The organism is Amycolatopsis sp. WAC 04197 (assembly GCF_003947475.1).
GTDB classification, from domain to species: Bacteria; Actinomycetota; Actinomycetes; order Mycobacteriales; family Pseudonocardiaceae; genus Amycolatopsis; species Amycolatopsis japonica.
On record NZ_QHJK01000014.1, the window covers coordinates 246,046 to 258,326 of the forward strand.

The 12,281-nt window shown below is 69.1% G+C and carries 14 protein-coding genes; 8 read left to right on the forward strand and 6 right to left on the reverse strand.

Going from position 1 to position 12,281, the window contains the following annotated elements; all coding sequences use genetic code 11:
- The first annotated feature begins 12 nt into the window (after positions 1–12).
- Entirely contained in the window at positions 13–978 is a 966-nt protein-coding gene (gene ligD, locus DMC64_RS38500) for a non-homologous end-joining DNA ligase (protein WP_125737517.1), read from the forward strand.
- Here the strand turns inward: ligD and DMC64_RS38505 are convergent.
- A complete protein-coding gene (locus DMC64_RS38505; protein ID WP_125737518.1) occupies positions 956–1,351 on the reverse strand; it encodes a VOC family protein in 396 nt (131 codons plus the stop codon). The two genes, ligD and DMC64_RS38505, sit on opposite strands and share 23 nt — an antisense overlap.
- Positions 1,348–2,190: a sigma-70 family RNA polymerase sigma factor gene (locus DMC64_RS38510; protein WP_125737519.1), complete on the reverse strand. Its 843-nt coding sequence runs from the start codon at positions 2,188–2,190 to the stop codon at positions 1,348–1,350. The genes DMC64_RS38505 and DMC64_RS38510 overlap by 4 nt, the downstream gene beginning before the upstream one ends.
- Positions 2,191–2,407: 217 nt before the next feature.
- Between DMC64_RS38510 and DMC64_RS38515 the strand changes: the two genes are divergently transcribed.
- Positions 2,408–2,710: a glyoxalase gene (locus tag DMC64_RS38515; protein WP_233629971.1), complete on the forward strand. Its 303-nt coding sequence runs from the start codon at positions 2,408–2,410 to the stop codon at positions 2,708–2,710.
- 142 nt (positions 2,711–2,852) lie between these two features.
- Positions 2,853–3,668 (forward strand): DUF4097 family beta strand repeat-containing protein, encoded by an 816-nt coding sequence (locus DMC64_RS38520; RefSeq protein ID WP_125737520.1) that lies wholly within the window; start codon positions 2,853–2,855, stop codon positions 3,666–3,668.
- Between the two features lie 54 nt (positions 3,669–3,722).
- On the opposite strand, the gene pip is transcribed toward DMC64_RS38520, so the two are convergent.
- On the reverse strand, positions 3,723–4,661 hold the full coding sequence (gene pip / locus DMC64_RS38525; protein WP_125737521.1) for a prolyl aminopeptidase: 939 nt from the start codon (positions 4,659–4,661) through the stop codon (positions 3,723–3,725).
- 135 nt (positions 4,662–4,796) lie between these two features.
- On the opposite strand from pip, the gene DMC64_RS38530 reads away from it, so the two are divergent.
- Positions 4,797–5,894, forward strand: a complete 1,098-nt coding sequence (locus DMC64_RS38530; protein WP_125737522.1) for a glutamate--cysteine ligase — start codon at positions 4,797–4,799, stop codon at positions 5,892–5,894.
- Positions 5,895–5,905: 11 nt separating this feature from the next.
- On the opposite strand, the gene DMC64_RS38535 is transcribed toward DMC64_RS38530, so the two are convergent.
- Positions 5,906–6,511 carry a DNA-binding response regulator gene (locus DMC64_RS38535; RefSeq protein ID WP_037347878.1) on the reverse strand — a complete coding sequence of 202 codons (606 nt, stop codon included), beginning with the start codon at positions 6,509–6,511 and terminating at the stop codon, positions 5,906–5,908.
- A gap of 457 nt (positions 6,512–6,968) precedes the next feature.
- On the opposite strand from DMC64_RS38535, the gene DMC64_RS38540 reads away from it, so the two are divergent.
- Positions 6,969–7,667 carry an AraC family transcriptional regulator gene (locus tag DMC64_RS38540; protein WP_016332248.1) on the forward strand — a complete coding sequence of 233 codons (699 nt, stop codon included), beginning with the start codon at positions 6,969–6,971 and terminating at the stop codon, positions 7,665–7,667.
- Between the two features lie 79 nt (positions 7,668–7,746).
- Here the strand turns inward: DMC64_RS38540 and DMC64_RS38545 are convergent, their stop codons facing one another.
- Positions 7,747–8,742, reverse strand: a complete 996-nt coding sequence (locus tag DMC64_RS38545) for a DUF1702 family protein (protein ID WP_233629972.1) — start codon at positions 8,740–8,742, stop codon at positions 7,747–7,749.
- A gap of 422 nt (positions 8,743–9,164) precedes the next feature.
- Here DMC64_RS38545 and DMC64_RS38550 point away from each other — a divergent pair, with 422 nt between their 5' ends.
- The 3 genes from DMC64_RS38550 (at position 9,165) to DMC64_RS38560 (ending at position 11,448) form a co-directional block, all read left to right on the forward strand.
- Positions 9,165–9,770, forward strand: a complete 606-nt coding sequence (locus DMC64_RS38550; protein WP_037347757.1) for a DNA-binding response regulator — start codon at positions 9,165–9,167, stop codon at positions 9,768–9,770.
- Between the two features lie 166 nt (positions 9,771–9,936).
- On the forward strand, positions 9,937–10,716 hold the full coding sequence (locus DMC64_RS38555; RefSeq protein WP_125737524.1) for an AfsR/SARP family transcriptional regulator: 780 nt from the start codon (positions 9,937–9,939) through the stop codon (positions 10,714–10,716).
- A gap of 45 nt (positions 10,717–10,761) precedes the next feature.
- Positions 10,762–11,448 (forward strand): helix-turn-helix domain-containing protein, encoded by a 687-nt coding sequence (locus DMC64_RS38560; protein WP_063273470.1) that lies wholly within the window; start codon positions 10,762–10,764, stop codon positions 11,446–11,448.
- 38 nt (positions 11,449–11,486) lie between these two features.
- On the opposite strand, the gene DMC64_RS38565 is transcribed toward DMC64_RS38560, so the two are convergent.
- The gene (locus DMC64_RS38565; protein WP_005154159.1) at positions 11,487–12,107 is read right to left on the reverse strand and encodes an L-threonylcarbamoyladenylate synthase; all 621 of its coding nucleotides are present in this window, start codon (positions 12,105–12,107) and stop codon (positions 11,487–11,489) included.
- Positions 12,108–12,281 lie beyond the last annotated feature (174 nt).

The following is a 12,281-nucleotide window of genomic DNA, read 5'->3' on the forward strand; positions in this document are numbered from 1 at the left end:
GTACCGTGAGGCATGAGCACCGTGCCGGACGCGATCGCCCCGATGCTGGCGACCGACGGCGACCTGCCCACCGGCGGGTGGGCCTACGAATACAAATGGGACGGCTACCGCTGCTGCCTGCGGGTCGCGCGCGACGGCGAAACGCGTCTGACCAGCCGCCGCGGGCTCGACGTCACGGCGACGTACCCGGATGTCACCGGCGAAGCGCTCGATGGCCGCGAAGCCGTCCTCGACGGCGAGATCGTCGTGCTCGACGAGCAGGGCAGGCCCAGCTTCCCGCTGTTGCAGACCCGGCACCTGCGCACGCCGGACGCGTCGCTGCTGGAACGCAGCCCGGTGCACTTCTTCGCCTTCGACGTGCTGTTTCTCGACGGCGACGTCCTGCTCGACGAGCCGTACGAGGCCCGGCGCGAGGTGCTGACCTCCTTGGGCGCCGGCGGCCGCATCGCCATCCCACCGGGGTACACCGACCAGGACATCTCACCCGACCAGCTGCTCGACGTCGTCCGGCAGCACGGGCTCGAAGGTTTGATCGCGAAGAAGCTCGACAGCCGCTACTACCCCGGCAAGCGGACACGGCAGTGGATCAAACGGGCGCTGTGGCACACCCAAGAGGTCGTGATCGGCGGCTGGCGTCCCGGCGACGGACGGCGCTCGGGAACGCTCGGCGCACTGCTGCTCGGCGCCCATGACGACGCCGGGGACCTGCGGTACATCGGCGACGTCGGGACCGGGTTCAGCGACAAGGTGCTCGAAGACCTGCATGCCCGGCTCACCCCGCTGGAGCGGAAGAAGCCGCCCTTCGCCTCGGAGGTCCCGCGCGATCGGGCGCGGCGGGTGCACTGGGTGGAGCCGGAACTCGTCGGCGAGGTCGTGCACCGGAACTGGACCCCGGACGGCCGTCTGCGGCATACGACGTGGCGGGGTTTGCGGGCGGACAAGACGCCTGAGGACGTCAAGCTTCCCTCCTCTGGATGAAGCGCAGCATGTTGCCGGAGGGGTCGAGGAAGGCGCAATCGCGTACTCCTCCTGGCCGGTCGATCGGTTCCTGCATCACTTCGGCGCCCGCGGCCTCGATGCGCTCGAAGGTGCCGTCGCAGTCGTCAGTCGTGAAGACGAGTCGGTTCAGCAAGGCTTTGGACATCAGGTCCTCGATCGCGGACCGGTCGGCCGGTGAGGCACCACGGTCCGCGTCGGGTGGTTCGAGGACGATCCGCACGTCCGGCTGCGAAGGCGGCCCGACGCTCACCGGCCCGTCACTCCACACGGTGAAACCGAGCACGTCACGATAGAAGCCGAGCGCGCCGCCGAGATCGTGGACGGCGAGCGTGCATGAGAAGAGCCGGATCATTTGGCGCTGAGGAAGGCGATTTCGAGACCGCGGAGGCGTTCCGGGTCGGTGTCGATGTCGATCCTGGTGATCTTCCCGTCGTGAACGCTGAACGTGAAGACGGCCTTCGCCTGGCCGCGATGCGACCAGACGGCCGACGGATCCCCGCCGACCAGGGCCAGCCGGGCCGCCTCCGCGCGTCCGGAGAAGAAGGCCGCGACCGCGTGGCCGCCGCGGACCTCGCCGACCACGGCGTCCGGGTCGAGCACTTCGAGCAGGGCTTCGAAATCACCGTTCCGGGCGGCTGCCAGGAAGGCGGCGATGACCTCCCGCTTCGGGGATCGCGCGGCGTCCGTCTCGTCGGAAGCGGTCTGCACCCGGCGTCTGGCCCGGCTCGCGAGCTGCCTTGCCGCCGCCGGCGAACGGCCGAGGACGGTGCCGATCTCGCCGAACGACACGGCGAACACGTCGTGCAGGACGAACGCGAGCCGCTCGGCGGGGTTCAGCTTGTCCAGCACCACCATCAGCGCGACACCGACCGAATCGGCCAGCAGCGCCTCGTCCTCCGGGTCTTCCTTGGCGATATCCGGCAGGCCGGGCTCGGACGGCATCGCCCCCGCGGCCTCCTCCCGTCTGGCGCGGCGGGATTCCAGCATGTTCAGGCAGACCCTGGCGACGACCGTGGTCAGCCAGCCCGCCGGATTCTCGATGTCGTCGGTGTCCGCGCGGCTGACCCGCAGCCACGCCTCCTGCACCGCGTCCTCGGCCTCCCCCGGCGAGCCGAGTATCCGGTAGGCCACCGCCCGCAAGCGACCTTGGTGCTCGGCGAACCGCTCGCTCACCCAATCCTGCTCGGCCATCTGTCACATTCCTCCGTCCGGGTCTGTCACAGCGAATGACCGGCGAACCCGTCCCGATGTGACATCGCCGGTCCGACCACCCGTATCGAATCCCCAGGAGACCATGATGAAAGCGCACGTCAGCTCGATCCTCCTCGGCGTCAAGGACCTGGCCACGTCCAAGGCGTTCTACACCGAGGGGCTCGGCTGAAAGATCAAGGACGACTACGGCGTCTCGGTGTTCTTCGAGCCGGACGGCGGCTCGCGGGTCGGCTTCTACGGCCGCGAAGGCCTCGCGGGCCAGGTGGGCACGAGCCCGGAAGGCAGTGGTTTCAGCGGGCTCGTCCTCACCTACGTCGTCCGCAGCGAGACACGCGTCGACGAGATCGTCGCGGAGGCCGAGAAGGCGGGTGCCACGATCCTGAAGCCCGCGGGTGCCCTGCCATGGGGCGGGTACGGCGGCACCTTCGCGGACCTGGACGGCTACATCTGGAGCATCGGCTACAGCGCAAAGGGCACGGATCAGCCGTACGCGGAGTGATCTCCCGGTGAGCCCCGGGCCCCTCGTGTTCTCGCGAGGGGCCCGGTGTCTTCGGCGTGTCAGCGCCGTGGCGGTCCGGTGTCAGGCGGGTCGGCGATCGTTGCTTTCACAACGAGAGATCACCACCACCAAGGAGTTCGAGATGTCCGTCTTCCCCACCCCGCAGCCGATCGCCGCCACGCTGACCGTCGCCGGCGCCCGGGTTCGCCTCACCGCGAGCGACCGCACCGACACGGTGGTGCTGGTCGAGCCGATCGACGCCACGAGCAAGTCGGACGTGAAGGTCGCCGAGAACACCAAGGTCGGCTTCGACGGCGGAAAGCTGTCGATCGAGACGAAGAAGGCCGGCGGCAAGAACGGCTCGGTCGCGATCACGATCGAGGTGCCCACCGGTTCCGGGCTGGTCCTGAACACGGCTTGGTCGGATGTCGAGGCCGACGGCCGGTTCGGTGACTGCGCGCTGGAGATGTCGTCGGGCCAGGCCCGGATCGAGCGCGTCGCGGCGGTGCGGGGCAACCTCGCGGCCGGCGACATCGCGATCGGGCACGTCGGCGGGACCGTGGACCTCGACGGCGGCTCGGCCGGCGTCCGGATCGGTGAGGTCGAAGGAACCGTGAAGTACTCGGGCGCGACCGGGAAGGTCTGGATCGGGCACGCCCGGTCCGACGTCGAACTTTCCGGCTCCAGCGGCAGTTTCGACATCGACCGCGCCGACGGCGACATCGTCGCGAAGGCGGCCAACTGCCCGATCCGCATCGGACGGCTGTCGCGCGGCGAGGCCGAACTGGTGAACGCGTCCGGCGGCATCGAGGTCGGCGTCGACGGGGACACCGCGTCGGTGGATGCCAAGAGCACCAAGGGATCCGTGCGTAACTCCGTCGCGGCCGGCAGCGAGGCGGGGGTCAAGGTTTACGCCCGGACGCGGCTGGACGACATCGTCATTCACCGCGCCGCGTGATCCCGGCGGCGGGTGGGATGGGGTGGCCGCAGTTAGTCGACTAATTGCGGCCACCTAAGACGAAGCGAACCGGTCCAGCGCCGCGAGCTTCCAAGCCCGCTTCACGTCACTCGAATGGTGTCCTGAATCGTCGTCGATCAACAACTCCGCGCCGGGCCAGGCGCGGGCGAGTTCCCAGGCCGTGTCCACCGGGCAGCTCAGGTCCCGGCGTCCGTGGATCAGCACGCCGGGAATGTCCCGCAACAGGCCCGCGTCGCGGATCAGCGCGCCGGGTTCGAGCCAGCCGGCGTGGGAGTAGTAGTGCGTGACGATGCGCGCGAACGCGAGTTCCCATTCACCGATTGGTCCATTATGGACGGTCGCACCGGGTTCCAGTGACAGCACCGTGTCCTCCCAGCGGCACCAGGAACGGGCGGCCTCGATCCGCACCCGTGGGTCGGGATCTTCCATGAGCCGAGCGTAGGCGGCGACCAGATCACCGGAGAGATCACCGCGGAATCGGGCCCATTCCTCGGGAAAGAACCGGCGGGCGCCGTGATACAGCCAGTCGATCTCGGACGGCCGTGTCGTGCTGATGGAGCTGACGACGATCTCGGTGACCCGCTCCGGGAATCGTTCGGCGTAGGCGAGCGCGAGTGTCGTGCCCCAGGAACCTCCGGTGACGAGCCAGCGTTCGACCCCCAGGTGTTCGCGCAGACGTTCCATGTCGGCGACGAGGTGGTCCGTCGTGTTGTGCCGCATATCGGTCGCCGGGTCGCTCGCGTGCGGGGTGCTGCGCCCGCAGCCGCGCTGATCGAACAGCACCGCGCGGTAGCGGGCCGGGTCGAACATCCGCCGCATGCCCGGCGTACAGCCCTGTCCGGGCCCGCCGTGCAGCATGACCGCGGGCTTCCCGGCGGGGTTCCCGCAGGTCTCCCAATAGAGGACATTGCCGTCACCTACATCGAGCAGTCCCTTGTCGTACGGCTCGGCGGGCGGGTACAGATCGATCATGAACCGAGACTAGACCGTCAGTGAGGCCACGAAACACTTTCGCCGCAACGAAGTTCAGCACACCGGCCCTTTCCTCGCCGCGCGGAAAGGGGCAGATTCGGAACTTCACCGGCGAAAACCCACGAACGGGGAACCATGGCCGTCGACGGCATGAACTACACCCTCGGGGTGGAAGAAGAGTTCGTCCTGCTCGACCCGATGGACGGCTCGGTCGCCTTGCGGGCGCCCGAGCTTCTCGAAAGCCTCGCCCCCGGGCCGGACGTCACCGGTGAGCTGATGCGGTTCCAGATCGAGACCGCGACGGGTGTCTGCCGCGGCCTGGACGAGGTGCGCTCGGAACTGACGCGACTGCGGCACCTCGTCGCGACGGCCGCGGAGGCCGACGGCTGCCTGATGGTGGCGGCGGGGATCCCGCCCGGTGACCTGCGGGGAGACACGCTCACACCCGAGCCGCGGTACCGGCGGATGGCGCAGGCGTTCCCGGAACTGATCGGCGAGGCCGGGACGTGCGCCTGTCATGTGCACGTCGGTCTGCCGTCACGGGATCTCGGCGCCCGCGTCCTCGCCGGGCTGCGGCCGTGGCTCGCCCCGTTGCTCGCCCTCAGCGCCAACTCGCCGGTGCAGAACGGCGCCGATTCCGGCTGGTCGAGCAGGCGGTTCCCGATCTGGGACCGCTGGCCCACGGCGAAACCGCCCGACGAGTGGACCGGCGCGGCCGCGTACGACCGGAGTATCAGGGAGGCTTTGCGTCGCGGCGCCGCCCTCGACGCGGCGGGCGTGTACTTCTACGCGCGTCTTTCCCCGCGGTATCCCACGGTCGAGGTGCGGATCGCCGACGTCTGCCTGGCCGTCGACGACGCGGTGCTCCTCGCGGCCCTGGTGCGCGGGCTGGTCGCGACCTGCGCCGGGACGGCGAGACCGCCGCGGGTCCGCGGTGCCCGGATCGACGCCGCCTTGACGGCCGCCGCGCGTCGCGGTCTCGACGGGCCGGGTATCGACGTCTTCACCGGCCGGGAGGCCGATCAGCGCGAGTTGCTCGGCGAACTCGTCGAGTTCATCCGGCCGGCGCTCGTGGCCGCCGGCGACGCGGACGACGTCGACCGGGGGCTGGACTCACTGTTCGAACACGGGACCGGCGCGGCCCGGCAACGCCGGTTGTTCGCGGAAGCGGCTTCTCCTGGCGAGTTCGCCGCGGATCTCGCCCACGCGACGATGAACGTCCCGGCCCGGTAGTCGAGCCGGCGTCAGAGCCAGCCGGACTCGCGGGCGATCCGCACGGCGTCGACCCGGTTGCGGGCGCTGAGCTTGGAAACGATCGTCGTCAGGTAGTTCCGCACGGTGCCGGCGGACAGGAACAACTCGGCGGCGATCTCGGTCGGGTCGGAGCCGACCGACGCCAGCCGGAGCACCTCGATCTCGCGGGCGGTGAGCGGGCATTCCTCGCTGTCCCAGGCGGCGAGCGCCAGGTCGCCGTCGACGACGCGCCGTCCGGCGGCGACCCCGCGGACCGCGTTGGCGAGCCGGTCGGCGGGCGCGTCCTTGCGCAGGAAACCGTTGACCTTCGCGGCCAGTGCCCGCCGCAGGGTGCCGGGGCTGCCGAGCGAGGTGAGGATCAGGGTGCGCACGGCGGGCAGCTGCTCGTGCAGTTCGGCGGCGGCGGTGAGGCCGTCCTTGCCCGGCAGGTCGATGTCGATCAGCGCGATGTCGGGGCGCGCGGATTGGGCGAGCGGGAGGATCTCGTCGCCACTGGCGCATTCGGCGACGACTTCGATGTCGGGTTCCAAACCGAGCAGCGCGACCAGGGCCCCCCGGACAATGTGCATGTCCTCGGCCACCAGGACCTTGATCATCGACCCCATCTGCCTTTCGCCTGCGTCTCGCCCCACGAGCCGACGATACTATCCTCACACACTCGTTCCGCGAAATGGAAACCGGCCCTTGACCGCCGCGGGGGACGCGGTCAAGGGCCGGTTCTGTGTTGCCGCGGGAATACGTTCTTCGGACCGCGCCAACACGGCCGGGGAGGTTCCGGCGTGAATGCGCTACCAGGAATTCTGCTGCCACCGGCCACCGGGATCCAGTGCGCGCACCACCGGCGGGGCATGGTTTTCGCATGCTCGCCCACCCCGTGAAATTTTCACGTCGGCGCACACATGAATCCATATCCGGCGGTGAATCAAGCACTTCAGGAGAAGCCGTGGCGAACACTACTGTCGGAAACCGCAAAGCATGCCAGAAATCCTCGAGCGAAAGGACGGCACAATGGATGAGACTGTCCGGCGAGCCGTGGAGCGAGCCATTGGGGCCATGAACGAGAAACTGGGCGAAGAGCTCACTATCGACGACATCGCCCGCGCCGCGACCTTCAGCAAATTCCATTTCACCCGGGTGTTCCAGCAGGCCACCGGGGTCTCGCCCGGCCGGTTCCTGTCCGCGCTGCGGCTCGACGAGGCCAAACGCCTGCTGCTGACCACCTCGATCACGGTCGCCGACATCAGCCACCGCGTGGGCTACAACAGCGTCGGCACCTTCAGCACGCGGTTCAGCAGCCGCGTCGGCCTGTCCCCGTCCGCGTACCGGCGGCAGGGCGGCTTCCAGCGCCGCCTGGCCGGCGAGCCCCGCCCCGGCCCGAAGCGGGCGATCGTCCGCGGTTTCGTGTCGGCGCCGCCGGAGATCTCGCCCGGCCTCGTCTTCGTCGGTCTCTTCCCGACGCGGATCCCCGAGGGCGCGCCCGTGCGCTACACGGTCATCGACGCCCCCGGCCCCTATCAGCTGACCGAGGTCCCGGAAGGCGACTGGCACCTCGTCGCGCACTGTGTGACCGGCCCGCTCACCCGCCGCGGCACCGGGTACACCGGGCACCACGGTCCGATCACCGTCGAGCCGGGTGTCACCGCGCGGCTCGCGGACCTGCGGATGCGGCCCAAGCGCCTGTTCGACCCGCCGGTCCTGCTGGCACTGCCCGACCTGCGGCACCGGCCGGAGCCGTTCCAGCGCGCGGCCTGACCCTCACCCCGGATGTCAGGAAAGGGTCGTTCAGGACGGAAAACGTCTTGAACGACCCTTTCCTGACATCTGCGGGACCTCAGGCGGACAGCCGGCCCGCCGACGGGGCCAGCCCCTCCCGGATGTTCCGCCGCCACAGCTCGTACGCGGGCGTCCCGTCCGCGGCGTCCTCGGTGACCTCGGTCGAGTCGGCCAGCTCGACGGCCTCCTCGATGCTCAGCCCGGCGAGCGCGCGGGCGGCGCGGCGGGTGTGCGGCGGCACGAACGAGGAGAACGTCCTCGCCTTCACCGCGAAGACGACGCCGAGCCCGAGCTGGTCCTGGTGCTCCCCCGCCGCCTCGCGGAGCCTCACCAGCCCTGCCCGGTCGCAGCCGCCCGCGAAGGTCGAGGCCAGCCCGACCCCGCTCCACAGGTCCGGGCGGCGTCTGGCCGGGAAGCGGTTCACCGCCGCGACGACCTTCACCGGATCCCCGCCGTTGATGAACCACAGTGCCCGCCCGATGCCCTGATCGCAGGCGCGCGGGAAGTACTCGGGGGCGCCCGCCCACGGGTACGGCTGGGGGACGAACTGCTCGCCGACCCACTTGCGGGTGTCGAAGTAGGCGCGGTCGAAGGCGTACCCGTCGACGGCCAGCCAGCTCATCGTCGGATGGAACGGCACGCCGTCCAGATCCGGCAGCACCTTCTTCCACAGCGGCCGGGGCAGCCGGGCCATCGCGAACCCGATGCCGATGTAGGTCAGGAACACGTGCGGGAGTCCGGGGCCGCTCATCAGTTCGGCCGTGCGGTCCTTCCGGCCGCCGGGCATGACGTCGAGGATGGTGAACGCCATCGCCGCGCCCTCGTAGGCGAACCCGCGCATCTCCGGCTCGACCATGTCCAGCCGCCGTTCGGCCTCCCACAGCGCGGGGGCGTCGATCCCCCACTCGAAGCCGCACACCACCGCCTGCGGGATCGACTCCAGCCGCGCGGTCGACGGCGTCCTCGGCACACCGAAGCCGCGCCCCTCGAAGCCGACCGAAGCCAGCGAAGGCGCGAACATGACCTTGCGCAGGGCACCCAGCAATGAGCTCATCATACGTCCTTTGTGGATAGTGGCGGCTTCGCGCGAACCGGCTCCTGCCGAGGAGACCATGCCGCGATCGACGTCCGATCGAGGTCGGCGCCGGTACCGCCGAACAGTCCATCGCCACCTCGGGAAAGGCGGGAATTCACCCGTTCGCCGGACTGATTCACCGGAATGGAACGTACTCGGCGAAGAAAGAAAACCACTCGAGGTAGCAATTTTACCTTCTTCTGACCTGACGGTCGGTAATCGATCGCTCGCAGTTTCAGTACCCTCGAAGCCGAAGCATCGCCGCAGCTCACCGGCACATTGATCATGTCAGGCAGGTCGCGCGGAATAGCGCAACCTTGGATCGTGCGATTCCGATTCACTCTTCCGGGTTTGCTATGTACACTGAGAGTTAGCGCGTTTCTGGGGAAGAGGAGGTCGGAGTGATCCGAGTCCTATTGGCCGAGGATATGCACATGGTCCGTGGCGCCTTGGTCGCCCTGCTGAACCTCGAACAGGACATCGAGGTCGTCGCCGAGGTCTGCTCCGGCGACAAGATCCTTCCGATGGCCGCGGAGTATCTCCCGGACGTCGCGATCATCGACATCGATCTGCCGGCCAAGGACGGGCTCGCGGCCGCTTCCGAGCTCTGCCAGCAACTTCCGAGCGTCCGCACGCTGATCCTCACCTCGCTCGGCCGCCCGGGCACCGTGCGCCGCGCGCTCGACGCGAAGGTCAACGGCTTCCTGCTCAAGGACGCGCCGGCCGACAAGCTCGCCAACGCGGTCCGTTCGGTCGCCATCGGCCGCCGGGTGATCGACAGCGAACTCGCCTTGTCCGCCTGGGAAACGGAAGACTGCCCGCTGACACCGAGGGAAGCGGAGATCCTCCGGCTCGCCGCGAACGGGCGCACGGTCGCCGACATCGCGGCGGAGCTGTTCCTGTCGCCGGGGACCGTGCGGAACTATCTCGCCACCGTGGTCACGAAACTCAACGCCCGCAACAGGGTGGACGCCATCCGCATCGCCACCGATTCCGACTGGCTCTGACCCGTTCGGCGTCTTCTCTTTTGCCACAACCGGTTCTTCGCGCCAGGTCGTGACGATCGCATACCGCGCAACGAAGAAATCACGGCCGGCCGGGTGTTTCCGGCACTGTTCCGAAGGTTCCGCCTCTGTCACCGTCATCGAGGGGGACTCCGCCGGAGGGGCAGGGATGCACGCGATGACCATCGGACCGGGTGACACGGCCAGGGTACTGGGGCCGGTCGAGCTGCACATCGGCGGCGCCGACCGCGCGCCGAGCACGCCGAAACTCCTGCAACTGCTCGCGATGCTGCTCATCCGTCCCGGCAAGACGGTCCACGTCGACTCCCTCGTCCACGAGCTGTGGAACGACGCGCCCCCGCGCAGTGTCCGCCGGACCCTGCACACCTACGTCCACCACCTCCGCCGTCACCTCGACCCCGGCGGCACCGGCGGCCTGCTGGTCACCAGCTCACCCGGCTACCGGCTCGAGATCGACGCGGGCGTGGTCGACGTGTCGGAGTTCCAGCGGCTCCACCGGCTCGGCCGCGACCTCTTGGCCGCGGGCGACAACGCGGCGGCCGCGCACGCGTTCCGTACCGCGCTGGACCTGTGGTCCGGTCCCCCGCTGGCGAACATCCACTGTGGACCGACCTTGGCCGCCTACACCGTCTATCTGCTGGAGCATCGGCGCAACGCCCGCGACCTGTGGATCGAGGCCGAGATCCGGGCGGGCAGGCACCGGGAGATGCTCGGCGTGCTGCGGTCGCTGACCACCGCCGACCCGTTCGACGAAACCCTGCACGGCCACCTGATCCGCGCGCTGGGGCTCAGCGGACGGCGCAGCGACGCGCTGGCGTCCTACGAGTGGCTGCGATCCAGGCTCGAGGACGAACTGGGGGTGACACCCTGCGCCGAACTGCGAGAGCTGCATCGCGAACTGCTCTCCGAGGGACATCCGATCCGCTGAAGCACCACCCGCCACCACCAGATCAAGGAAACTGAGGAGTCAAGCATGACCGCTCGCACCTATGGCCAGTTCTGCGGCCTCGCCCGCGCGCTCGAGATCATCGGGGAACGCTGGTCCCTGCTCGTGATCCGCGACCTCGTGCTCGGACCGAAGCGTTTCGACGAGCTCCAGCACGGCCTGCCGAAGATCCCGACGAGCATCCTGTCGACCCGGCTCAACGAACTCGAACGGCACGGGGTCGTGCAGCGCCGGGTGCTCTCCCAGCTCGACGCCGGGGTGGTCTACGAGCTGACCGAATACGGCAACGACCTCGACCAGATCCTGCTGCAGCTGGGCCTGTGGGGCGCCCGGTCGCTCACCGACCCGGCCGCCGACGACCTGTTCACCCTCGACGCGGCCATCCTGTCGCTGTACACGACGTTCCAGCCCGACGCGGCCCGCGGCATCGACTGCGCGTTCGAACTGCACTACGGCGATCAGATGATCGTGCACGCGGTGGTCGAGGACGGCGCCATGACGGCCGGGGAGGGCCCGCACCCGAACCCCGACCTCGTCATCGAGCCACGCGGTCCGGTCGTGCTGAAGCTGCTGAACGGCGAGATGGCCGCCGCGAGCGCGCTCACCTGCGGCGCCGTGGCCATCAAGGGCGAGCCGGCGATGCTGGAGCTGTTCACGCGGCTGTTCCACATCCCCTCGGCGCCGTCGAAGGCCGAAGGGCTCGTCACGCACTGAACCGCGGGCGCGTGGGACCGGGACGCCGGTCCCACGCGTCATTCGAAGCGCGAGGTGTCGCCCGCGCCCCGGCGCACGATCTCCGGCTCGCCCGACGAGAAATCGATGACCGTGGTGGGCTCGACCCCGCAGTCGCCGGAATCGATCACCGCGTCCACCACGTGCTCCAGATGTTCCTTGATGTCCCAGCCCTGGGTCATCGGCTCCTCCTGGTCGGGCAGCAGCAGCGTGCTCGACAGCAGCGGCTCGCCGAGTTCGCCGAGCAGGGCCTGGGTGACCACGTGGTCGGGGATGCGCACGCCGACCGTCTTCTTCTTGGCGTGCAGCAGACGGCGCGGAACCTCCTTGGTGGCCGGGAGGATGAACGTGTAACTGCCCGGTGTGGACGCCTTGACCGCGCGGAAGACCGCGTTGTCCACGTGCACGAACTGGCCCAGCTGGGCGAAGTCCTGGCACACCAGGGTGAAATGGTGGCGGTCGTCGAGTTTGCGGATGCTCCGGATGCGGTCGATGCCCTGTTTGTTCCCCAGCTGGCAGCCGAGGGCGAAACAGGAGTCCGTCGGGTACGCGATGAGCCCGTCCTCGCGCAGGATGTCGACGACCTGTCCGATCGCGCGTCGTTGCGGATTCTCCGGGTGTACGTCGAAATACCTGGCCATGCGCAGAGCTTAGGGCCACCGGTGCCCGCCCGCCCCGCGTGGCGTACAAAGTGGAACCCACGTCTTCCATCGTGGCGAGTTCCGCGATCCCCCGGTGTGGTCCGAACGTCCCACACCCGCGCGGGTGACCATGGGGATTTTCCCTGTCCCGGGACGGAAAACGCCTCCTTGATC